The sequence below is a fragment of the Mycobacterium sp. 852002-51961_SCH5331710 genome, from assembly GCF_001665535.1.
GTDB lineage: Bacteria > Actinomycetota > Actinomycetes > Mycobacteriales > Mycobacteriaceae > Mycobacterium.
The window spans coordinates 45030-65797 of sequence record NZ_LZSQ01000007.1; the positions used below are offsets into that span (position 1 = coordinate 45030).

A 20768-nucleotide genomic window follows, 5' to 3' on the forward strand; every position below is an offset into this window, starting at 1 on the left:
CTGCGGCCAAACCCGGGGCGTGTCGCCGCCTACTGTCGTTCGGGGCTCTCGCCGCCGTTGGACGCGTCGGGTTCCTCGGGTTCTTCTTCCGAGTCCCCGGTCGATTCCGGCTCCAACGCGACACTGCGTGTGCGCGGGATGATCTCCGTCGGCTGATCCTCGGCCGGACGCAACTGCACGACGCGGCCCACGGCACGACGAAGCCCCGGCGGGCCTTCCTTGCGGACGAAGTCGCCGATCCGGCCCGCCCGGAAACGCAGTGGAGAGCCGATGAACTCACCCAGCACCACCCCACTGCCGAGGGCCAGCGCGATGGCGATCGCCGACATCATCTGCCGTATCCCGTTGTCGAAGTTGCCGTCGACGGCGAAGGAGAACACCGCGCGGAACACCGCCAGGCCGGGCAGCATCGGCATGATGCCCGCGGTCGCCGTCACCAAGGCGGGCGCTTGTCTACGGATCGAGATCAGCGTGGCGACGAGGCCGACTCCCACCGCGGCCACGCCGCTGGCGAAGACCTGACCGAATCCCGCGTTGCCCAGCGCGATCAGCACCGCCTCGGCGAGCCCGGCAACCAGCCCGGCGGTGAGGATGGCCCGCAACGGCGCGTAGCTCGCCACGGTCAGGCAGGCGCCCGCCAACCCCGCGCCGAACACCGCAAGCGAGATCTGCACCGCTCCGCTCGGCGCGATGAACGACTCGGTCGCGTCGACGTGCAGTGAGATCGTGACGCCGGCGATCTGGGCGATCTGCAGTCCCGCGAGGATGCCCACCACGATCCCCGACGTCAGCAGCACCGCTTCCCCGAGACGTGCGAGTGAGGTCAGCATGTAGCCGGTCACCGCATCCTGCATCGCGCCGACGAACGTCAACCCGGACAACAACATCACGATGCCGGTGGCCACCATGACCGTCGGCCCGAGGTCGGCGTAGAGGAAGGCGGCCACGGCGACCGAGGTCGCGATCGCCGCACCCGCGGCGTGCTGGAAGAAGAACGGCGTGCCGATGCGGTTCAACCGTCGGCCCACCTGGTCGATGACCCCCGACGTCACCGCGGCCAGGATGCAGGTCAACCAGCCACCGCCGAGCAGCATCGCAATGCCCAGCGCGAAACCGGCCCACCCCGCGGTCGCCAGCCACCGCGGATAAGGGTGCGGGCGTTCGGTCAACTCGTCCATCGCGTCGTGCGCCTGGTCGACGGTCACACCGCCCGAGGTGATCCGCTGCACCAGCTGGTCGAGTTCCCCGAGTCGCGTGTAGTCCGTCGAGCGGTTGTGAACGGCTCGGACGATCGTGACGGGTGGGCTGTCAGCGGTCGGCAGCGCGGACACGATGACGGTGGTGACGAAGATGTCGACGACGCAGTCGGCCAGCCGGTACGCCTGGGCGACGTCCTGGGCGGTCGCGACGACGTCGGCGGTACCCGATCCGGAGGACAGCATCACCTCGGCGAGGCGGATGGTCAGGTCGAGCACCTTGCGGGTGTGCAGATCGCCCATTCCGTCGGAACGCCGGCGCCGCTGACCCGCAATGGGTGCGGGGTCGCGCGGGCCGCGCAGCGCGCTTCGCAGGCTACGGCGGACGCGACCGCCTGGCGTTCGATCTAGCGGCATCGAGGTGAACGATACTGACGTGCGCGCACAGTGGCCCAGGCGGCTAATCCCGCTGCGGCGCCCGACAAGATGTGCCACGCGCCGTGGTACTGCCACACGCTTTCGGGCCGGCACAGCGGTGAGCCCGTGCGTCCGGCGGCATACGCGGCGAGCCCGAGCGCGAAGCTCGCGGCCGCGACGACCACAACCGTCCGCCGCCGTCGCGCGCCTCGGATGAGCGCGACCACGCATGCCGCAGCCAAGACTGCGATGGGCCAATCGTGGACCGGCCCTGCCCAGGCCGGCTGAGGACCGTGATAGACGAAGCTGCCGAAACCGACGACGACCAGTGCGGCTCCCACGGCCCCGGCCGCCAGTGCACGCCCCCGGAGCGCCCAGCACAGCGCGGCAAGTCCCGCGCCGACGTACATCAGGCTGGTGAGCGCGAGCACGGGCTGGGCCAGGAACGCGTCACCGATGCGCTCGCAGTCCGAGCCCCCTATCGCCGCGGCGGCGGTCCAGTCCTGCATGCCAACCCACGATAGCGGCGCGAGGCGATACCGCGCGTATTCGACTGTCACACAGCGATATCGGAGGATCGGCCCTGCGTCCGAGGTGGCAAAGACTGTTGGCTAGATTCCGTCGGTCATTGTCTCTTTTGCCACTAGCCGGGTGCGGTTGCGCCGGGCACTGTGAGAGGTATGGGCAATGAAGAATCGGCCACGCTGGCCGACATCGAACCCCTTGCCGGTGGGTGGAATCTCCCCGACTCGCAGATCTGCTCGGCGGCAATGCGATTCGTATCCGAGGTGTCTCCGGAATTCGTCGTCAACCACTGTGTCCGCAGTTACCTGTTCGCGCGGGAGATCGCGGCGGCGCAAGGGGTGCGCAGCGGCGCGCACTACGACGACGAACTCGTCTTCCTCGCCTGCGTCCTGCACGACCTCGGCGTCACCGGCGTCGGCGGAGGGGATCAGAGGTTCGAGGTCGATGGCGCCGACGCGGCCGCGGACTTCCTTCGCCGGCACGGCCTTTCGGGGCAGGGGATCGTCACGGTGTGGCAGGCCATCGCCCTACACACGAGCGTCGGGCTGGCACACCGGTTCGGGCCCGAGCAAGCGGTGACGTTCAGCGGTATCGCCCTCGACATCAACGGCATGGACAAGCATCTGCTCTCCCCTGGTTTCGCCGACCGCGTTCACGCCGCGTGGCCGCGCCACGATCTCGGGTACGCGATCGCCGACGCCATCGTCCGCGATGTGCGCGACAACCCGATGAAGGCTCCACCGTTGTCGTTTCCCGCCCATCTTCACGAATTGATCACCGGGTCGGCGATCACGTTCTTCGATCTGTTGGATGGTTCCGGGTGGGGCGACCGACCGCTGCGCACCGGCGCAGTCCCCCAGTGACGCCGATGCACGCGCAGATCCTATTGTTCGACGGCTTCGACCCGCTTGACGCGATCGCCCCGTTCGAAGTGCTCGTCGCGGGTAGCGACTTCGTCGGCGGTGAACTCGACGTCGAGTTCGTCTCGGCGGAAGGCCCGCGGTCGGTGGTCAGCGGTTCGCGCGGGATGGTCCTGAACGCCACCGGCCGACTCGATCCCACCAAGCCGGGGTACGTGATCGTCCCCGGCGCATCGGGACCGCTCGACGGCGACCCGGACGAGGTTGCCACCATTCCCGTTCTGCTAGCCCGCTTCGGCGATACCGCGGCCGTGCCATTGATGCGCGAAGCCTTCGCCAACCCGGACGTCACCGTCGCGACCGTTTGCGGGGGGTCACTCGCGCTGGCGATGGCCGGTCTCATCGATGGTCGCCACGCCAACACCCACCACCTCGGTGTGGACGTTCTCGAAGCGACGGGCGCAATTCCGGTGTCGGCCAGGGTTGTCGACGACGGTGACCTGGTGAGCGCCGGCGGGGTCACGTCCGGTTTGGACCTGGCTTTGCATCTGCTTGATCGAAGCTACGGTCCGCGGATCGCGCTCGCCGTCGAGGAACTGTTCGCCTACGAGCGACGCGGTACCGTGTGGACCGACACCGGCCGCGAAGTGTCGGGCGCATGAGCGTGGTCGGCGACTGGGACGTCAGTATCAAGACGCCGGTCGGCACCCTGCACGTCGTGTACAGCTTCACCAACCAGGCCGGTGGGATCAGCGGCACCGCGGCGAGTAATGCCGAGAGCGTGCCGCTGGTCGACATCGCCGTCGTCGAAGACCTTGAGGGGCAACGGGTCACGTGGCGGCAGACGGTGACCAAACCGATGAGGCTCAAGCTCGACTTCGATGTTCACGTGCGTGGTGACCGGATGAGCGGCCATTCCCGTGCCGGACGGCTGCCTCGGTCGACGGTGTCCGGGGTGCGACGCGTCTGACAGGCGAAGGGTCACTCGTCGTCTGGCGACGCGACCGGTGCCTCCCACCGTCGGCGCCGCTGTTCGCCGGTCTGCTCCCACCACGGCGGTGTGCCTCGCTCACCGAGGGCGACCTTGGCCGCCTCCACACCGGCGCGCGCCGCCTGCTCGCCGTCAGTTCCTTTGGTGCGGCGCACTTCTCGGCGCCATGCCATCAGTATTCGCGTCAACTCCGCGCGTCGGTCCTCGGGTATGGCGGGATCGGTGGCGCGCCACCGGCGGCCGTTGACGACGATGAAGTGGCCGTCATCGGTCAGTTGCGGCTCACCCATCGGCCGATACTAGCCGTGTCCTCAGGGGCACGGTCCGGCGAGGAACAGCGACCAGCACCAGCCCGGCGGAAGTGGCGGTGTGAAGTTGGGCGGCGGCGGAGGCGGCGGCGGTGGCGCCTCGCCTTCGAAGATGTTCTGCGCCACGTTGCCCTGCCCGTGGTAGACGTACCAATAGGTGTGGCACACGTTGTTGTCCCACACCACCGGGTTCACGCGCAGGTTTCCGGTCTGCACGGGCGGATCGCCCGGGCACCAGTGGCACGGTCCCGAGGGATTCGAATTCGGGCATCCGGGCCAAGCCTGCTCGGGCGCCGGCCCACCGGGCAGCGCCGAAGCGATGCCCGGCACCGACCCGAGACCCGCGCTCGCCAGCGCGAGCGACATCAGTGCCGCGCCTAAGAATCGCTTCGGCGTACGAGGTGCTTTCATGTTGGGTCCTCTTGCTCAGTATCGGCGCCGACAGGCGTCGTACAGGCAAGTAGACGGAAACCGGTCGGCTACCGATCCCAACTACGCGGTTTCTCCGGTTATGGGCGGGGGTATCGCTCGGCGAGACGATCACGGACTAGGAGAGAACCGATGAGCTCACCCGAACAACCGGCCGACGACGCGAACCAGGACGACAGCTCGGAGCAGGGCATTCCGCCGACCGCTCCTGCGTACTCGACGCCGCCGCCCGAGGGCCTGCCCTCGGCCGACGACAAGGACGGCACCGAGTAAACGGGGATGCCGCTAGTGTGCATGCAGATCGCAAATCAATACCCCATCAAGGGTTTCAGCGATCTGAACGCACACTAGCTGCCGTGCAGATCGGCAAGCGAATTCCGCAGACCGCCGTCCATGCGAATCTGGATACCGGCCACCGCCAACATCACCGCGGCGGTCACCAAGTGCACCACCGCATCGGTGATGTTGTTGGGGAACGTGAACACGTACGCGACCTGGTGCGAGAAGAAGGCCCAAATGCCCGGCAGCGCCCCGGCCACCGCCGCAGCGAGCAGATATAACACCGACCAGGACTTGCGGAACGCGAAGACCAGCCCCGGTCCGAAAAGGGCGAGCCCGGCGACGGCGTGCCACCCGTTGTAGTCCATACCGAAGATCTGCGCGGTCGGCGCGTCCGGGCCTGTCGCGAAGCTCGGCTCGACGATGAACCCGATCACCGCCTGGACAACGTGGAAGGCGGCGATGACCACCAGGCCGATCTGGGCGAAACTCCACTTCAGGGATGCATCCTCCGTGTTCGTCGACATTGACACCGCAAATACTACGCTCGGTAGTAGTCCTTGTTAAGGGCTCGACCGGAAAATCTCGGGACGCGATGTCCGGCGCCCGTAGATACCCTGTCCGGGTGTCTGAAGTGCTGTCGGTCAACATCGCGCGGGTCCGGGTCAATCCCGATGCGCCATCGAGGAACACGGGCATCGACAAGATCGCCGTGCCGGACCGGGTGGCCGTGCGTGCGCCGGGACCGCTGCGCGGTGGCCTGGGCAGTGGGCTGGTCGGCGACACCATCGGCCACACGAAGCTGCACGGCGGCGACGACCAAGCGGTCTACGTCTACGCACGAGAAGACCTCGACGAGTGGGAAAGCCGACTCGAGCGTCCGCTGACCAACGGCATGTTCGGCGAAAACCTCACCACCACAGGCGTTGAGGTGACACGGGCGCGCATCGGCGAACGCTGGCGCGTGGGCTCCGACGGCCTGTTGCTCGAGGTTTCCGCGCCGCGCACGCCGTGTCGGACATTCGCGGCTTTCCTGCAGATCGACCGTTGGATGAAAACGTTCACCGCGGCCGCCGAACCCGGTGCGTATCTTCGCGTTATCTCACCCGGAACGGTGGGCGCAGGTGACGAGATCGTCGTCGAGCACCGCCCGGATCACGACGTGACCGTCGAGTTGGCTTTCCGCGCAAGGATGTCCGACTCGTCGTTGCTTCCGGAATTGCTCGCCGCCGACGCGTTGTCCGCCGAACTCAAGGGATACGCACGGCGGCGCCTGGCGGCCAGCGGGAAGTGACGGCTACTGAGGTTCGCCGGTCGGAATGGTGTAGGGCGCCGTGGTGATCGGTGGGACCGCGACCGACGTCTCCGGAGTCGAGGGTGCCGTCGACTTGGTCGACGTCTCCCCCGTGGTCAACTGCGGTGCCGCGACCGCCGGCGCCCCGGTCGCGGAGTGGGTCTCGGCGTAGGCCAGCGTCAACCCGCTCGCAAACACGGCCCCGGTGCCGACCATCGCCAACAACAGCTTCAATCGCCTCGAATTCACGTCTGATCGCTCCACTCGAAATATCTCGGCAAACCTGAACGCCGAGCTCTTCTGTTCCAAACGGCGCTGTCATATACGGATTCGACAACCGCCCGCACAACCGGAACATTCCCGCTTCACGTCGGATTCTCAACTGAATTTCGCCAGGGTGGCGATGTGCGCATCCCACGCGTATCGACAACCGCTCCCGCTCTAGAGTCTTGACGTGGCGAAAACCAGTCCAGTCGATGACCGGGTGCGGCTCAACGGCGCACACGTCGCGGCCACCGTCGAGCAACTCGAACGTCGCATCGACGCGCGGTTCGGACAGCGTGGCCTGACCAAGACCGCGCGCGAACTCGGCCAGCTCGTGATGTCGGTCGACGACGAGGCGACCCTGTCCCACGCACGATTGCGCCGCACCACGCTGGCCGCACGCGCCACCGGCATCGCCATCGTTGTCGCCGCCCTCATCGCCCTCGGGTACGGCCTGCGCTCGGCGGTTCTCGACGGGTTGGACCGCACCGCCGACTGGGTGCCGCTGACCGAAAGCGTGGTCAACGACCTCATCTTCGCCGCGATCGCCGTGGTGTTCTTGTGGGCATTCCCTGAAAGACTCGAGCGCCGTTCCCTGCTCGGACTCTCGCACCGCTTGCGGTCACTCACCCACGTCATCGATATGCACCAGCTGTCGAAGGATCCCGAGCAGGTCAACCCGAATTACGTACCCACCGCGCAGAGCACGCCGCACGGGCTCGACGCCGAGCAGCTCCACCACTACCTCAACTACTGCTCCGAACTGCTGAGCCTGACGGCCAAGACGGCGGCGCTGTGCGCCGAACACACCACCGACGGCGTGGTGCTCGAAACCGTTTCGGACATCGAGAATCTGACCACCCAGCTGTCGAGGAAGATCGGACAGAAGATCTCGTTGTTGCCGCGCGGTTAGTCGCGCGCCTTCGGATCGCGCCACCCCTCCCAGAACAGGCCACCCCTCCCAGAACAGAAGGTGCGACCGAGCACGAGGACACTGGCGCCTGTGCGGGTCGCCTGCCACGCCGCCGCCGATCCGGCCGGCCCGCCCCCGGGACCACCATTACGGAACAGTGACGCACCCCACGCCCGGTAACGGGGCCGCCGCCGATGCCGACATATCCCTCAGCAGCGGCTACGCGCGGCAGGTGTTCCCGACGCGGCAGGTGTGAAGCATCCGCACCTGAATCGGCAGCCGAGACCAGGCGCCGGTGTGCCTCGTCCGCGAGACCGCTCGGCGGTATCACACAACCAGGAAGTTCACAGCGATGACATTGCTACACAGATGGACGCGCCGCATGATGGCCGGCGCGCTGGCGGCCCTGCTCATACCGGGCCTTGTCGCGGTCGTGGGTGGCACGTCCACCGCCGCGGCCTATTCGCGGCCCGGCCTGCCCGTCGAGACGCTGATGGTTCCCTCGGCGGCCATGGGCCGCGACATCCCCGTCAAGTTCCAAGGCGGCGGACCGCACGCGGTGTATCTGCTCGACGGCCTTCGGGCGCGTGACGACAACAGCGGGTGGGACATCGACACCGCCGCGTTCGAGACCTACTTCGAGTCGGGGCTGTCGGTCGTGATGCCGGTCGGCGGCATGTCGAGCTTCTACACCAACTGGCAGGGCCCCGCGGTCGGCAACGGCGGCAGCTACAACTACCAGTGGGAGACCTTCCTGACGTCCGAACTGCCCGCGTATCTCTCGGCCAACAAGGGCATCTCGCCCAGCGGCAACGCGGTGGTCGGCCTGTCCATGTCGGGCAGCGCGGCGCTGATCCTTGCGGCCTACCACCCCGGCCAGTTCCGTTACGCGGCGTCCCTTTCGGGCTTCCTCAACCTCTCCGACGGCATCTGGCCGCTGCTGGTCGGCGTCGCGATGCGCGACGCGGGCGGATTCAGCGCCACCGCGATGTGGGGCCCGCCCGGCAGCTCGGCCTGGAAGCGCAACGACCCGACGGTCAACGTCGGCAAGTTGGTGGCCAACGGCACCCGCATCTGGGTGTACTGCGGTAACGGCGTCCCCTCCGAGCTCGGCGGCGGCGGCGATATCGCCGGTCAGTTCCTCGAGACCATCACCCTGGACAGCAACAAGAATTTCCAGAAGGCCTATGCGGCCGCTGGCGGAAGCAACGGCACGTTCAACTTCCCCGCCAACGGCACGCACGGCTGGGGCTACTGGGGTTCGCAACTGGCCGCGATGAAGGGCGACATCCAGGCCACGCTGGGCGCCTGAGGTCCTGACGCCACTGGGCGACCGCCTCGTGCGGTCGCCCAGTTCGCGTTGGAGACAATCACTGCGTGACGCAGCAGCCGCGACCGACCGTTCCCGCGCTCCTGGCGCGCGCCTCCACCGAGTTCGGCGACCACACCTATCTGGTCACCCCGACCGAACGCCTCACCTACCGCGACGCCGACCAGCGTTCGGCGGTCCTCGCGCGGTGGCTCCTGGGCCAAGGTGTCGGCAAGGGCACCCGCGTCGGGCTGTACTTCCCCAACGGCGTCGACTGGATCGTCTGGTGGCTGGCCATCTCGCGCGTCGGCGCGCTGGCCGTCCCACTCAGCACGCTCTACGCGCCCGCGGAGATCGCCAAAGTCGCAAGGCTGGCCGACGTCGCGGTGATCGTCGCTCCCGGCCGCGTCCTGAGCATCGACGTCGCTGAGCGGTTCGAAGCGGCATGGCCGGAGCTGACGACCCAACAGGGTGGACGGCTGGCGCTAATCGCCGCCCCGTACCTGCGTCGTGTCGTAATCGTCGACGGCCCTGTTCCCTCCTGGGCGGCCGGGTGCGACGGCGAGGGGGTGCCCGCCGAGGTGCTGTCCGCAGCCGAGGCCGAGGTTTCGCCAGCCGATCTCGCGGTCGTGATTCACACCTCGGGCTCGACCGCGGACCCGAAGGGCGTCATGCACACCCACGGCACCCTCGTACGGCAGACGTCCACGTGGCCCGCCGCGATCCGAATGGTCACCAAAAGCGAAGGCGCGGTGCGGGTCCTGTGCGCGATGCCGTTCTTCTGGGTGGGCGGGCTACTCGCGGCCACCGGTGCGCTGCACGAACCCGTCACCGTGCTCGTCCTGCCCCGTCTGGAGGCCGAGGGCGCGCTGGATCTGATCGAGCGCGAGCGGGCCGCCGGCGTCATCGGATGGCCCGCGTTCACCCAGCGCATGCGCGAACACCCGAGCTTTGCCGACCGGGATCTGTCCAGCGCCCCGATGCTGCGCGACGGGCCGCTCGACATCGCGATGGTCGACGTCCCCGACGGGTATCCCGTGCACCGCACCATGTCCGAAACCGCGGGCGGGTTCGCGTTCACCGACATGTGCATCGTCGACGACGATGGCGCCCCGGTGCCCGACGGCGAGGTCGGCGAACTGTTGATCCGCGGGATCGGCGTGATGGCCGGCTACAACAAGCGCGAGCGGTGGGAGACCTTCGACGAAAACGGTTGGTATCACACGGGTGACCGCGTCTACCGAAAACCGGGTGACCCGCGGCTGTTCTACGTCGGCCGCACCACGGACATGATCAAGTCCGCGGGCGCCAACGTCTCGCCGCTCGAGGTCCAAGCTGTCATCGAGGACTTCCCCGGCGTGGCACAGTGTCTGGTGCTCGGCATCGACGATCCCCGTCGCGGAGAGCAGGTCTGCGCCGTCGTCGTACCCACCGCCGCCGGTATCGACGTCGAGGCGCTGGCCGCTCACACCCGCGCGCACCTGTCCGCGTACAAGGTGCCGGGCCGCTGGGTTCTGGCCTCGAGTGAGCAGATCCCGATCCTGTCCAGCGGTAAGTTCGACCGCAGGTCGCTGAGCGCCATGATCGCCGACGGCACCCTCGAATCGGTCGGTGGGTGAGCCGGATGGCGGTTCTGAGAACACCCGACGAGCGTTTCGCCGCGCTGCCCGACTACCCGTTCAAACCCTCCTACGTCGAGGTCCAGACGCGCGGAATCGACCCGCTGCGAATGCATTACGTCGACGCGGGACCGGTCGACGCGCCCGTCGTCGTGCTGCTGCACGGCCAACCCACCTGGTCGTATCTGTACCGGCACGTCATCGGTGCCCTACTCGATGCGGGTCTGCGCGTGATCGCGCCAGACAACATCGGTTACGGTCGGTCCGACAAGCTGACCGAGCCGACGGATTACACGTTCAAGCGCCACGTCGACTGGGTGCACAGCGCGATCACCCGGTTGAATCTGACCGACATCACGCTGGTCGTGCAGGACTGGGGCGGGCCGATCGGGCTCAGTGTGCTTGCCCGCGAACCGGACCGGTTCGCCCGCGTCGTCGCGAGCAACACGATCCTGCACACGTGCGACCCCGCTCTCGCGGGCCGGCTCGAGTGGCCGCACCACGGTGTCGGCGACGGTCAGGTCATCCACCAGGAGACCCTCCTCGACTATGTGGCGTTCTACCAACGGTCACCGGATCTCGTTCCAAGCCTTTTCCTCGACGCGGTGGCCGGGCCGTTGAGCCCCGACGTACTGGCCGCCTACGACGCGCCGTTCCCGGATCGGGCGTACACCGCCGGCCTGCGTCAGATGACGGCATTGATCCCGTTGACCCGCAACGATCCCGGCGCCGCGATCGGGCGCGAGACCATGGCCGCGCTCGGCGAGTGGCGACGGCCGTTTCTCACGGCCTACTCCGACGGTGATCCGCCGACCCAAGGCTGGGACAAGGTTTTCGCCGACCACGTGCCCGGCGCGAAGGGCCAACCCCATACGACCATCGAGGGCGCGGGCCACTTCGTGCAGGAACAGCGGGGCGGCGAACTCGGGCGCATCGTCGCCGAATTCGTCACCCGCACCGCATGATCAGAGCCCGAACTGGTCGTCGATGATGCCGAGCCAGACCTGGGCCGCGTCGATCGCCACCTTCTCGCTGATGAACGCGTGCTGCGTGCCGGTGTACATGTCCCGGAACGCCCGTTCCAATCGGCTGCCCTCGCGAATCGAACTGGTGCCCGCGACCAGATGCGCCCACTCCGCACACTGGCGCGCCACATCCGTGGCGTACACCGCGGCCACCCGCATGTCCGCCCGCAGGGCCGGGGTGAGGTCGTCGCCCGCCGCGACGGCGGACTCGGCGGCGGCGAAGGCGTCGAGCACCAGCAGCCGCGCCGCCCGCCACGCCGCGACGTGATGAGCCAGACCTTTCTGAAACGTCGGCCGACTGGCCAGCGACGCCATATCGCTCATGCGGAACTTCGTGGCGGCGAGTTCTTCGACGTCGTCGAGCATGCTCTTGGCCACGCCGAGCGCCCACGACGCATGCCCGGCGGCGGTCACCGGCATCATGCCCATCCGCGTCGCGGGTGACGATCCGCGCAGCGGCTCCCGGGTGAACAACGCGAACGTGCGCTCGGCGGGCACGAACACGTCCTCGACGCTGTAGTCGTAGGAGCCCGTTCCCTTGAGCCCCTGCACATACCAGCCGTCGTTGAAACTCACCTGCTCGCGCGGCAGGATCGCGACCTGCATTTCCGGGATACCTTCGCTGACCCAGCGCATCTCGGTGCCGTCCATCGGCAGAAAACCCGCAGCGACATATTGCGAGTGACCGATCCCCGAACCGAAGCTCCACGACCCGGTCAACCGGTATCCGCCCGACACGGCGGCGCCCTGACCGTTGGGAAAGAACTGCCCGCCCATGGTGACCCGGTTGTCGTGGGCGGTGAACACCTCGGCGAACCCGGCATCGGGCAGATACGCGGCGGCCGCGAACGACGACGGCAGGTTGGCGATGCCGACCCATCCGAAAGAACCGTCCTGCCATGCCATTTCGATCCAGGTCTCGATCATCTCGGCGAACGACGGCTCGCTGCCACCCGCGGGCGCGGGGTTGAACGCCGTCATCAGCCCGCATTCCCACATCGCATCGACGACGGCCGGGCTGAGCGTGCGCCTCTGCTCCGACTCCCCGGCTTCCCGTTGCACGATTTCGCGCAGGCCGCGCACCCGCCCGGCGATGCCCCCGGCGGCTTCCAATGTCGACGTCATCAGTCCTCTTTATCAGCGATCGTCTCGCCGCACATACACTTCGCCCGTGCACGTCACCGCACTCAACATCGCTCCGGGCAGCCGGCTGCCGATGCGCTCCGTCGGTGAGGTGGTCGCCGAGGCGGCAACCGGCCTGGTCGGCGACCGCTACCACGGCACCCGCCACCGCCACGTGACCGTCCAGTCGCAGGAGCTGTTGGACCGTGCGGCGGCCGATCTCGGCTACGCGTTCGACCAGGCCCAGACCCGACGCAACGTGACGGTGGACGTCGGCGAGATCCCCACCAGGCCGGGTACGCGGTTGCTGATCGGCGGTGTGCTGTTGGAGGTAGTGCGGGTGTCGGCGCCGTGCCGCCTGCTCGACGACTGGATCGGTGCGGGCGCCGCGGCAGCGCTGCGCAGCCGGGGCGGCTCGGCCTGCCGCCTGCTCAGCTCGGGCACGATCCGTCTCGGCGATCCGGTCGAAGTGCTGACCGCGTCAGAGCCGCAGTGACCTCACTTGATGATGCGAACCAGGTACGGCGTCATGTTGGCGGTCCGCACCGGCGACACCGCGACGCCCTGCTCGGTGGCCTCCAGCATCTGCCCGTTGCCGACGAACAACGCCACGCTCTGGTTTCCGTTGGGGCCGTAGAAGATCAGATCACCCGGCAGCGCCTCGGAGGGCAACACCTTCTGGCCGACGTTGTACTGCGCGCCCGACGACCGCGGCAGCTTGACCCCGACGCCGGCGAACGAATAGACCATGAGACCCGACGCGTCGAAACCGACGGTGCTGACGGCCGGATTCAGGCCGACGATGTGGCCTTCGCGGTCGAGTCCGGCGACGTTGTCGGCCGTGCCACTGCCCTTCGTCGGCCCGTTCGCATCTCCCCCGCCGTAGGAGAACGGGACACCGCGCTGGGAGAGCCCGCGGGCGATGACGAGATCGACCGCCTGCTGGTTGGCCGCGGACCGCGGCGATGGTGCGGCGGCCGCCACCCCAGGAACGGTCACCAACAGGGCGACGCCGATCACCAAGGCGTAGATGCGTTTCATGGTTCGTTGCTCTTTCTCGACTGCGCGCACACTTATGGCGCTGTATTCACTTGTACCGGTTTGTTTGCTCGGAGTGCCAATTCGCGCCTGGCCCAGCGCCAATGAGATGCAGTACCGTAACCGAACAGTGATTACTCCCCTGCTTTGCGGCGTGTGGCGATGACCGAGCGGGTCGCGGTGGTCGGCGGCGGCATCATCGGCGTCGCGGTCGCCCGCGAGATCGTGCGGCGGCGTCCCGACTCCGATGTCACGTTGTTCGAGAAGGAAGACCGCCTGGCCTCGCATCAGACGGGCCGCAACAGCGGCGTCGTGCATGCCGGTCTGTACTACGAACCCGGATCGCAGAAGGCCCTGCTCTGCCGTCGCGGGGTGGGTCTGCTCGAAGCGTTCTGCACGGAGCGCGGGATCCGCCGCATCGCCTGCGGCAAGGTGTTGGTCGCCCTCAATGACGCCGAAAAGGGCCGCCTCGCCGACATCGAGCGGCGGGCGGTGGCCAACGGTGTACCCGGGGTTCGGATCATCGGGGCGCAGGAACTGCACGAGCTCGAGCCGAACGTGCGCGGGATCGCCGCCCTGCACTCGCCGTCGACCTCGATCGTCGATTACGCCGAGGTCACCAGGGAGCTAGCCGCCGACGCAACCGGCGCCGGTGCGAAAGTGCTTCTCGGACAACGGGTGACAGGCCTGGAGGTGGGTGACACCGAAGTGCTCGTCAGCGCCGGCGCCGACGGCGACCAGACGCAGGCCGGTTTCGACCGGGTCGTCGTGTGCGGCGGTCTGCAGAGCGACCGGCTCGCCGAGATGGCCGGGGACGGGCCGAATCCGGTGATCATGCCGTTCCGGGGTGAGTACTACGCGCTGAAACCGCATCGGCGCGATCTGGTCAACGGTTTGGTCTATCCGGTGCCCGATCCGCGGTACCCGTTTCTCGGGGTGCACGTCACCCCGCGGGTGGACGGGGAGGTGCTGATCGGACCGAACGCGGTCCTGGCTCTGGCGCGTGAGGGCTACACGTGGGGAACGGTGTCGGTGCGCGATCTGGGCGCAATTGCGTCGACACCGGCCTTCTGGCGATTCGCCCGACGGCACTGGCGCACGGGGATCCGCGAAGTGGCCGGATCGCTGTCCAAGCGTCGCTTCATCACCGCCGCGAGGGCCTACGTGCCCGGGTTGGCCGACGACGACGTGGTTCCCGGCACCGCTGGAGTGCGGGCGCAAGCCCTCGATCCCGACGGCGGTCTCGTCGACGACTTCCGGATCAGTGTCCGCGGCCGCGTCGTGGTGCTCCGCAATGCACCGTCGCCTGCCGCGACATCGTCGCTGGCGATCGCCGAGCACGTCGTCGACACCTTCGAAGCCGCAGAGTGACTCGCGAAGGTCGCTGACGATCAGGCCGGGCGCACCGCCCTGAAGAACGCCACGTGGCCGAACACGCGCACGCGCTGGTGGCCGACCTGAGTGCACTCGAAGCCGGCGCCTCGCAGTTGTCGCGGTATCGCATCGCCGCGGTTGCCTGCAGCGTGTGCACTCCGCATGAGGCGGCGGGCCAGCACGCCGTCCTCGGCGGACACCTCGCCACCGATGTCGACGAGGTGCAACTCGCCACCGGGCCGCAGGACGCGGAAAATCTGCTCGGCGGCAGCGTCTTTCGTGTCGTCATCGAGGTGATGCCACATCATCGAGGACAGCACCCGATCGAACACCCCGTCGGCATGCGGGAGCCTTTGGGCGTATCCACGGTCGAATGTGACGCCGGTCAGGCCACGGGCCTTGCGCTCGGCACGGCGCAACGCCAGCGGATCGGGGTCGCACCCGGTCGCCGCGATGCCGGGGTGCGCCTGGTGCGCAGCAACGATGAGATTGCCGGTGCCGCAACCGACTTCGAGAACCGTCATCCCGTCGCGCAGGTCGGCCTGTGCGATCAGCGTGCGATACGCCCGTCGGAACCCCAGGGCGCGGGTCAGCAGGTCGTAGGCGGGCAGAAACATGTCGTGACCCGCGGCGGGCAGATAGTCGTGGTGCCCCGTTGCTTCGGTAGTAGGAGTATTTTCTGTCATGATGCCATCGTGAACGGGTGATCGCTCGTAGTGTTGGGTGATCGTCGGTGAAAGTTGGACTATCTTTGGGTGTCGTGACGTTGGCGTCGCGATTGGTTCGGAACCGCGGTGGAGTGCCGATCTACGGCTATCCGACGGCCCCCGGCACCCCGCCGGTCTCCGTGGTGCACGCCGGGCACGAAGGGCTGATCCGGCGCGGCCGCCACATCCACGACTTCCCGGCGTTGTGGTTCGTCCCTGACACGGCGACGGTGCTTGTCATCGCCGCCGGCGAAGTACTCGATCCCGCGGCCCGGCCCGACGATGGTGTCGGCGTCTTCTTCGACCCTGCGGCATTGGAGTCCGAAGGAGGCCGCCCGACCTGGCGTGAGCATCCCCTGCTGTTCCCGTTCCTGCACGGCGAGGCGGGCGGCGTGCTCGAACTACGGTTGCCCGAGGCGCGGGTGGAGCCGTGGCGGACGGCGATCGCATCGATCGAAACCGAGCTGACCGAACGCCGCGACGGATACCGACAGGCGATGCTGGCGCACCTGACGCTGTTGCTGATCGACCTCGCCCGGACGGCCGACGACGTGGTCGGCGACCTGCGACAGGCCGGTGAACCGCTGCTGGCGGATGTCTTCGCGGTCATCGACCGGCGGCTGGGGCAGCCACTGTCGCTGCGCGACGTGGCCGCCGAGGTCGGCATGACACCCGGCCACCTGACCACGATGGTGCGCCGACGCACCGGCCGTACGGTCCAGGAGTGGATCATCGAGCGCCGGATGGCGGCCGGTCGGCGCCTGCTGACCGACACCGACCTGCCGGTCGCTGAGGTCGCCCGCCGCGTCGGCATCGCCGACCCCGGATACTTCAGCAGGCTGTTCCGGCGCACCCACGGGACGTCTCCCCGCATGTGGCGCGCCCATCCCTGCTGATAACGCCATCTCCGGCGGAGGCCGGGTCGTACTGTGGGTGCATGGCCATCATCGAAACGGACGCCGCACCTCAGACCCCGTTCGAGCAGGAGGTCGCTGCCACGCAGCGGTACTTCGACAGCCCGAGATTCGACGGGATCATCCGCCTCTACTCGGCCCGTCAGGTCGCCGAACAGCGCGGCACGATTCCGTCGGACTACATCGTGGCGCGTGAGGCCGCCACCGCGTTCTACGAGCGCTTGCGCGAACTGTTCGCGCAGAAGAAGAGCATCACCACCTTCGGCCCGTACTCGCCAGGCCAGGCCGTGACGATGAAACGCATGGGCATCGAGGGCATCTACCTCGGTGGCTGGGCGACCTCCGCCAAGGGCTCGACCACCGAGGACCCCGGACCGGACCTCGCCAGCTATCCGCTCAGCCAGGTGCCCGAGGAGGCCGCGGGCCTGGTCCGCGCGCTGCTCACCGCGGACCGCAACCAGCAGTACCTGCGGCTGCAGATGACCGAAGACCAGCGCTCCTCCACCCCCGCGGTCGACTTCCGGCCGTTCATCATCGCCGACGCGGACACCGGCCACGGCGGAGATCCGCACGTGCGCAACCTGATTCGTCGATTCGTGGAGGCCGGGGTCCCCGGCTACCACATCGAGGACCAGCGCCCGGGCACCAAGAAGTGCGGCCATCAGGGCGGCAAGGTGCTGGTGCCGTCCGACGAACAGATCAAACGGCTCAACACCGCCCGCTTCCAACTCGACATCATGCGGGTGCCCGGCATCATCGTGGCCCGCACCGACGCCGAGGCGGCCAACCTGATCGACAGCCGCGCCGACGAACGCGACCAGCCGTTCCTGCTCGGCGTGACGAATCTGAAGGTGCCGTCGTACAAGTCGTGCTACCTGGCGATGATGCGACGCTTCTACGAAGCGGGCGTCACCGAACTCAACGGACACCTGCTCTACGCGCTGCCCGAAGGGGAATATGAAACCGCCAACGCCTGGCTGGACCGCCACGGAATCGGGGACACCGTCACCCAGGCGGCCGCGGAGTATCAGGACCGCCCCGACGGCGAGATCGACGCGATCTTCGACGAGGTCGAGTCGAAGTGCGTCGACGCCTGGCAGGTCGATGCCGGCTTGATGACGTACGGCGAGGCCGTGGCCGAGCTGCTCGAGTTCCGCGAAAGCGAAGGCGAGCAGCTCGACATGAGCGTCGCCGAGTGGCGGCAGTTCGCCGAGCGCGCTCCCCTCTACACCGCCCGCGAGAAGGCCAGGGAGATCGGGGCGGCCGTGGGATGGGACTGCGAGCTGGCCAAGACCCCGGAGGGCTACTACCAGGTCCGCGGCGGGATCCCCTATGCGATCGCCAAGTCGCTTGCCGCCGCGCCGTTCGCCGACATCTTGTGGATGGAGACCAAGACCGCCGACCTCGCCGACGCGCGTGAGTTCGCCGAGGCCATCCACGCCGAGTTCCCGGAGAAGATGCTGGCCTACAACCTGTCGCCCTCGTTCAACTGGGATACCACCGGCATGACCGACGACGAGATGCGGGCGTTCCCCGAAGAACTCGGCAAGATGGGCTTCGTCTTCAACTTCATCACCTACGGCGGTCATCAGGTCGACGGTGTCGCGTCTGAGGAGTTCGCCACCGCGCTGCGTCAGGACGGCATGCTCGCGCTGGCGCGGCTGCAGCGCAAGATGCGGTTGGTCGAATCGCCTTATCGCACACCGCAGACGCTCGTCGGCGGTCCGCGCAGCGATGCCGCGCTGGCCGCATCGTCGGGTCGGCTCGCGACCACGAAGGCGATGGGCAAGGGCTCGACCCAGCATCAGCATCTCGTGCAGACCGAGGTGCCGAAGAAGCTGCTCGAGGAGTGGCTGGCGATGTGGGGCGAGCACTACAAGCTCGACGAGAAGCTGCGGGTGCAGCTGCGTCCGACGCGTCCGGGCTCGGATGTGCTGGAGCTCGGGATCTTCGGCGAGCGCGACGGCGAGGACGAGAAGCTCGCGAACGTGATCGTCGATCCGATCAAGGACCGGCACGGGCGCAGCATCCTGACGGTGCGCGACCAGAACACGTTCGCCGAGAAGCTACGGCAGAAGCGGCTGATGAGCGTCGTGCACCTGTGGCTCATCCACCGGTTCAAGCCCGAGATCATGTACTACGTCACGCCCACCGAGGACAACATCTATCAAACCGAGAAGATGAAGTCCCACGGCATCTTCACCGACGTGTACCAGGAGGTCGGTGAGATCATCGTCGCCGACGTGAATCAGCCGCGGATCGAGGAACTGCTCAACCCCGACCGCGAGGCGCTGGGACGGTTGATCCGCAAGGAGGACTGACGGTTCAGGGCTCAGGCGCTCGGTGGCGAGATGTGAACGACCTTCATCTGCGTCATCTCGTCGAGCAGCTCCGGACCGAACCCGAACCCGTTGCCGCTCGCGCGACGCGGCTGTGAGGCCCCGCCGGGCGCTCCCCCGAAGACATCGTTGATCTTGACGGTGCCGACGGGCAGTGCCCGCCACGCCTCCTGAGCGTGACCCATATCGGGCGTCAGCACGGTGGCGGCGAGCCCGTAACGATCGTCCGCCGCCTCGCGCAGCGCGGTGTCGAAGTCCGGGGTCACTCGCACGGGCGCGACCGGACCGAACGTCTCCTCGCGGAATACCAGCATCTGCGGCATGCAGTCGGCCAGCACGGTCGGCGGATAGTACGAGCCCGGACCCGGCCGCGGAGCACCGCCCGCCAAGACGCGGGCACCGTTCGCGACGGCGTCGTCGACCTGAGCCTGCACGACGTCGCGTTGGCGCCCGTCGACGAGCGGTCCGATCCGCTTGTCCCACGCCAGCGCCTCGGCCGTCAACGCGTCGAGGAAGGCCTCGGCCACCGACTCGACGACGAAAACCCGTTCCACCGATACGCATATCTGTCCGGCGTTGGCGAACGCCCCGAGTGCGGCCTGCTCGGCCGCCCACCGCGGGTCCACGTTCGCGTCGACGATCAGCGCGTCGTTGCCGCCGTTCTCCAGCACGGTCTTGGCGCCGCGGTCGGCGCATGTCCGGGCGATCGCCCGTCCAGTGGCGCTGCTGCCCACGTGCGCGACAACGTCGACGTCGGCCGCCTCGGCGATCCGCGCGCCGACCGATGCGTCACCGTCGAGGATCTCCAACACGCCATCGGGTAGCTGCTCGGCCAGGAGCTCCGCGAAACGGCGACCCGTGGCCGGACAGCGTTCACTTGGCTTGTGCACCACCGTGTTTCCCGTCACCAAGGCCGCACCCAACAGTCCGGCCGCGACGGCGACCGGGTCGTTCCACGGGGTCAGCACCGCCACGACACCGCGGGGCTCCGGCACCATCAAGTCGGTCGAAGTCCAGTCGCCGTGCAGGCTGCGGCCGCGGTGCAGCGGCCCGAGCTCGGCGTACTGCACCAACGTGCCCGCGCCCGCGTCGACTCCGCCCAGCGCGTCGTCGCGTAGCTTTCCCGTTTCACGTTCGTTGAGCTCGGCCAGTTCCTCTGCGGCCGCGCGGACGGCGGCGGCCGCGTTCGTCAGCGCGGCGGCGCGCTCGGCCGCAGGGGTCCGCGCCCACCCCGTCGACGCCGCGCGCGCTCGGGCCACGGCTTCGGCACAGGTGGAGGGATCGGTGATCGGGATTCTGCTGACTTCGTCGCCGGTGCGGGGATCGAGAACGGTCAGCTCCATGGTCGAAGACACGCGAACGGTGGTACCCGCCAGGATCGCGATCAACCGCGCGAGGCGCGGCGTCGCTCAGCCGTAGAGCTCTTCGAATCTCCGGATCGACCGCTCGATATCACCCTTGACCGCGCGTGCCGCTGTCGCGCCGATGGGGCCGAACAGCGGCGCTCCCCCAAGGTTGAGGGTGAGTGTGAACGCCGAGCCGGTACCGGTCGGTGCGACGTTCATCCGCAGCCCGTACTTCGTGCCGCCGACGCCCTTTCCGGTGACCTCGATCAGGCGGGGTGGGTCGAACTTCTCGATGGTCCACGTGACGCGGTTGCGCAACCCCTTGGCCCCCGCCACCCCGACGATCGTGGTGCCGACCGACAGTTCGTCGGGCAGTTCGCTGCGCCAGCCCTCATGCATGACCAGCCAGTCCCCCAACGCGTTGAGATCCGATACGTGCTCCCACGCGTCCTGCGGACTCAACGTGAGCTGTCGGGACAACTCCAGCTTGGCCATTTGA

Annotated in this window: 24 protein-coding genes; 13 read left to right on the forward strand and 11 right to left on the reverse strand. The window is 67.9% G+C overall.

What is annotated here, in order from left to right; genetic code table 11:
- Positions 1-29: 29 nt before the first annotated feature.
- Both A5752_RS01855 and A5752_RS01860 read right to left on the reverse strand, forming a co-directional pair.
- On the reverse strand, positions 30-1613 hold the full coding sequence (locus A5752_RS01855; protein WP_067081134.1) for a threonine/serine exporter family protein: 1584 nt from the start codon (positions 1611-1613) through the stop codon (positions 30-32).
- Positions 1604-2122: a hypothetical protein gene (locus tag A5752_RS01860; RefSeq protein ID WP_067081136.1), complete on the reverse strand. Its 519-nt coding sequence runs from the start codon at positions 2120-2122 to the stop codon at positions 1604-1606. Before A5752_RS01860 ends, A5752_RS01855 begins: the two co-directional genes overlap by 10 nt.
- A gap of 171 nt (positions 2123-2293) precedes the next feature.
- Here A5752_RS01860 and A5752_RS01865 point away from each other — a divergent pair, with 171 nt between their 5' ends.
- Genes A5752_RS01865 through A5752_RS01875 form a run of 3 tightly spaced genes read left to right on the forward strand, consistent with a single transcriptional unit; the run spans position 2294 to position 3968 of the window.
- Positions 2294-3001: an HD domain-containing protein gene (locus A5752_RS01865; protein ID WP_067081139.1), complete on the forward strand. Its 708-nt coding sequence runs from the start codon at positions 2294-2296 to the stop codon at positions 2999-3001.
- A 5-nt stretch (positions 3002-3006) separates the two neighbouring features.
- The gene (locus A5752_RS01870; protein WP_067081258.1) at positions 3007-3660 is read left to right on the forward strand and encodes a DJ-1/PfpI family protein; all 654 of its coding nucleotides are present in this window, start codon (positions 3007-3009) and stop codon (positions 3658-3660) included.
- Positions 3657-3968: a hypothetical protein gene (locus A5752_RS01875; protein WP_067081141.1), complete on the forward strand. Its 312-nt coding sequence runs from the start codon at positions 3657-3659 to the stop codon at positions 3966-3968. The genes A5752_RS01870 and A5752_RS01875 overlap by 4 nt, the downstream gene beginning before the upstream one ends.
- A gap of 11 nt (positions 3969-3979) precedes the next feature.
- Here the strand turns inward: A5752_RS01875 and A5752_RS01880 are convergent, their stop codons facing one another.
- Both A5752_RS01880 and A5752_RS01885 read right to left on the reverse strand, forming a co-directional pair.
- Positions 3980-4279, reverse strand: a complete 300-nt coding sequence (locus tag A5752_RS01880; RefSeq protein WP_067081143.1) for a hypothetical protein — start codon at positions 4277-4279, stop codon at positions 3980-3982.
- A gap of 21 nt (positions 4280-4300) precedes the next feature.
- Positions 4301-4708, reverse strand: coding sequence for a hypothetical protein (locus A5752_RS01885; RefSeq protein ID WP_067081144.1), 408 nt, complete (start codon positions 4706-4708; stop codon positions 4301-4303).
- A gap of 150 nt (positions 4709-4858) precedes the next feature.
- Here A5752_RS01885 and A5752_RS27350 point away from each other — a divergent pair, with 150 nt between their 5' ends.
- Entirely contained in the window at positions 4859-4999 is a 141-nt protein-coding gene (locus A5752_RS27350; RefSeq protein ID WP_156613527.1) for a hypothetical protein, read from the forward strand.
- Positions 5000-5073: 74 nt separating this feature from the next.
- On the opposite strand, the gene A5752_RS01890 is transcribed toward A5752_RS27350, so the two are convergent.
- Entirely contained in the window at positions 5074-5505 is a 432-nt protein-coding gene (locus tag A5752_RS01890; protein ID WP_067081260.1) for a DUF4383 domain-containing protein, read from the reverse strand.
- A gap of 125 nt (positions 5506-5630) precedes the next feature.
- Here A5752_RS01890 and A5752_RS01895 point away from each other — a divergent pair, with 125 nt between their 5' ends.
- Positions 5631-6299 carry an MOSC domain-containing protein gene (locus tag A5752_RS01895; RefSeq protein ID WP_067081146.1) on the forward strand — a complete coding sequence of 223 codons (669 nt, stop codon included), beginning with the start codon at positions 5631-5633 and terminating at the stop codon, positions 6297-6299.
- 3 nt (positions 6300-6302) lie between these two features.
- On the opposite strand, the gene A5752_RS01900 is transcribed toward A5752_RS01895, so the two are convergent.
- A complete protein-coding gene (locus tag A5752_RS01900; RefSeq protein WP_067081149.1) occupies positions 6303-6548 on the reverse strand; it encodes a hypothetical protein in 246 nt (81 codons plus the stop codon).
- A 205-nt stretch (positions 6549-6753) separates the two neighbouring features.
- Here A5752_RS01900 and A5752_RS01905 point away from each other — a divergent pair, with 205 nt between their 5' ends.
- The 4 genes from A5752_RS01905 to A5752_RS01920 all read left to right on the forward strand — a co-directional run bounded on the left by A5752_RS01905 (position 6754) and on the right by A5752_RS01920 (position 11369).
- Positions 6754-7476, forward strand: a complete 723-nt coding sequence (locus A5752_RS01905) for a hypothetical protein (RefSeq protein ID WP_197500519.1) — start codon at positions 6754-6756, stop codon at positions 7474-7476.
- 352 nt (positions 7477-7828) lie between these two features.
- On the forward strand, positions 7829-8788 hold the full coding sequence (locus A5752_RS01910; RefSeq protein WP_067081151.1) for an esterase family protein: 960 nt from the start codon (positions 7829-7831) through the stop codon (positions 8786-8788).
- A gap of 65 nt (positions 8789-8853) precedes the next feature.
- Positions 8854-10404: a class I adenylate-forming enzyme family protein gene (locus A5752_RS01915; RefSeq protein WP_067081154.1), complete on the forward strand. Its 1551-nt coding sequence runs from the start codon at positions 8854-8856 to the stop codon at positions 10402-10404.
- 5 nt (positions 10405-10409) lie between these two features.
- The gene (locus A5752_RS01920; protein WP_067081156.1) at positions 10410-11369 is read left to right on the forward strand and encodes a haloalkane dehalogenase; all 960 of its coding nucleotides are present in this window, start codon (positions 10410-10412) and stop codon (positions 11367-11369) included.
- On the opposite strand, the gene A5752_RS01925 is transcribed toward A5752_RS01920, so the two are convergent.
- Positions 11370-12554, reverse strand: coding sequence for an acyl-CoA dehydrogenase family protein (locus A5752_RS01925; protein WP_067081159.1), 1185 nt, complete (start codon positions 12552-12554; stop codon positions 11370-11372). It abuts the gene before it with no gap.
- 46 nt (positions 12555-12600) lie between these two features.
- Here A5752_RS01925 and A5752_RS01930 point away from each other — a divergent pair, with 46 nt between their 5' ends.
- Positions 12601-13047, forward strand: a complete 447-nt coding sequence (locus A5752_RS01930; protein WP_067081162.1) for an MOSC domain-containing protein — start codon at positions 12601-12603, stop codon at positions 13045-13047.
- A 2-nt stretch (positions 13048-13049) separates the two neighbouring features.
- On the opposite strand, the gene ripD is transcribed toward A5752_RS01930, so the two are convergent.
- The gene (gene ripD / locus A5752_RS01935) at positions 13050-13592 is read right to left on the reverse strand and encodes an NlpC/P60 family peptidoglycan-binding protein RipD (RefSeq protein WP_067081165.1); all 543 of its coding nucleotides are present in this window, start codon (positions 13590-13592) and stop codon (positions 13050-13052) included.
- Between the two features lie 159 nt (positions 13593-13751).
- On the opposite strand from ripD, the gene lhgD reads away from it, so the two are divergent.
- Positions 13752-14960, forward strand: coding sequence for an L-2-hydroxyglutarate dehydrogenase (gene lhgD, locus A5752_RS01940; protein WP_067081264.1), 1209 nt, complete (start codon positions 13752-13754; stop codon positions 14958-14960).
- A gap of 20 nt (positions 14961-14980) precedes the next feature.
- Here the strand turns inward: lhgD and A5752_RS01945 are convergent, their stop codons facing one another.
- Positions 14981-15649, reverse strand: a complete 669-nt coding sequence (locus A5752_RS01945; RefSeq protein WP_067081167.1) for a class I SAM-dependent methyltransferase — start codon at positions 15647-15649, stop codon at positions 14981-14983.
- Between the two features lie 74 nt (positions 15650-15723).
- Here A5752_RS01945 and A5752_RS01950 point away from each other — a divergent pair, with 74 nt between their 5' ends.
- Complete coding sequence (locus tag A5752_RS01950; protein ID WP_067081169.1) at positions 15724-16566, forward strand: helix-turn-helix transcriptional regulator; 843 nt, start codon at positions 15724-15726, stop codon at positions 16564-16566.
- Between the two features lie 41 nt (positions 16567-16607).
- Entirely contained in the window at positions 16608-18905 is a 2298-nt protein-coding gene (aceA, locus tag A5752_RS01955; RefSeq protein WP_067081172.1) for an isocitrate lyase ICL2, read from the forward strand.
- A gap of 11 nt (positions 18906-18916) precedes the next feature.
- Here aceA and A5752_RS01960 read toward each other — a convergent pair whose 3' ends face one another.
- A complete protein-coding gene (locus A5752_RS01960; protein ID WP_197500523.1) occupies positions 18917-20266 on the reverse strand; it encodes an aldehyde dehydrogenase family protein in 1350 nt (449 codons plus the stop codon).
- A 66-nt stretch (positions 20267-20332) separates the two neighbouring features.
- Positions 20333-20764 carry a type II toxin-antitoxin system Rv0910 family toxin gene (locus tag A5752_RS01965; RefSeq protein ID WP_067081174.1) on the reverse strand — a complete coding sequence of 144 codons (432 nt, stop codon included), beginning with the start codon at positions 20762-20764 and terminating at the stop codon, positions 20333-20335.
- Positions 20765-20768: the final 4 nt, after the last annotated feature.

Excerpts from the sequence above, each read along its gene's own strand:
- A5752_RS01920 (WP_067081156.1), top strand. The coding sequence starts at position 10,410 with ATGGCGGTTCTGAGAACACCCGACGAGCGTTTCGCCGCGCTGCCCGAC.
- A5752_RS01965 (WP_067081174.1), bottom strand. The coding sequence starts at position 20,764 with ATGGCCAAGCTGGAGTTGTCCCGACAGCTCACGTTGAGTCCGCAGGAC.
- A5752_RS01855 (WP_067081134.1), bottom strand. The coding sequence starts at position 1,613 with ATGCCGCTAGATCGAACGCCAGGCGGTCGCGTCCGCCGTAGCCTGCGA.
- A5752_RS01945 (WP_067081167.1), bottom strand. The coding sequence starts at position 15,649 with ATGACAGAAAATACTCCTACTACCGAAGCAACGGGGCACCACGACTAT.
- A5752_RS01885 (WP_067081144.1), bottom strand. The coding sequence starts at position 4,708 with ATGAAAGCACCTCGTACGCCGAAGCGATTCTTAGGCGCGGCACTGATG.
- ripD (WP_067081165.1), bottom strand. The coding sequence starts at position 13,592 with ATGAAACGCATCTACGCCTTGGTGATCGGCGTCGCCCTGTTGGTGACC.
- A5752_RS27350 (WP_156613527.1), top strand. The coding sequence starts at position 4,859 with ATGAGCTCACCCGAACAACCGGCCGACGACGCGAACCAGGACGACAGC.
- A5752_RS01910 (WP_067081151.1), top strand. The coding sequence starts at position 7,829 with ATGACATTGCTACACAGATGGACGCGCCGCATGATGGCCGGCGCGCTG.
- aceA (WP_067081172.1), top strand. The coding sequence starts at position 16,608 with ATGGCCATCATCGAAACGGACGCCGCACCTCAGACCCCGTTCGAGCAG.
- A5752_RS01925 (WP_067081159.1), bottom strand. The coding sequence starts at position 12,554 with ATGACGTCGACATTGGAAGCCGCCGGGGGCATCGCCGGGCGGGTGCGC.
- A5752_RS01860 (WP_067081136.1), bottom strand. The coding sequence starts at position 2,122 with ATGCAGGACTGGACCGCCGCCGCGGCGATAGGGGGCTCGGACTGCGAG.
- A5752_RS01870 (WP_067081258.1), top strand. The coding sequence starts at position 3,007 with ATGCACGCGCAGATCCTATTGTTCGACGGCTTCGACCCGCTTGACGCG.
- lhgD (WP_067081264.1), top strand. The coding sequence starts at position 13,752 with ATGACCGAGCGGGTCGCGGTGGTCGGCGGCGGCATCATCGGCGTCGCG.
- A5752_RS01875 (WP_067081141.1), top strand. The coding sequence starts at position 3,657 with ATGAGCGTGGTCGGCGACTGGGACGTCAGTATCAAGACGCCGGTCGGC.
- A5752_RS01960 (WP_197500523.1), bottom strand. The coding sequence starts at position 20,266 with ATGGAGCTGACCGTTCTCGATCCCCGCACCGGCGACGAAGTCAGCAGA.
- A5752_RS01865 (WP_067081139.1), top strand. The coding sequence starts at position 2,294 with ATGGGCAATGAAGAATCGGCCACGCTGGCCGACATCGAACCCCTTGCC.
- A5752_RS01880 (WP_067081143.1), bottom strand. The coding sequence starts at position 4,279 with ATGGGTGAGCCGCAACTGACCGATGACGGCCACTTCATCGTCGTCAAC.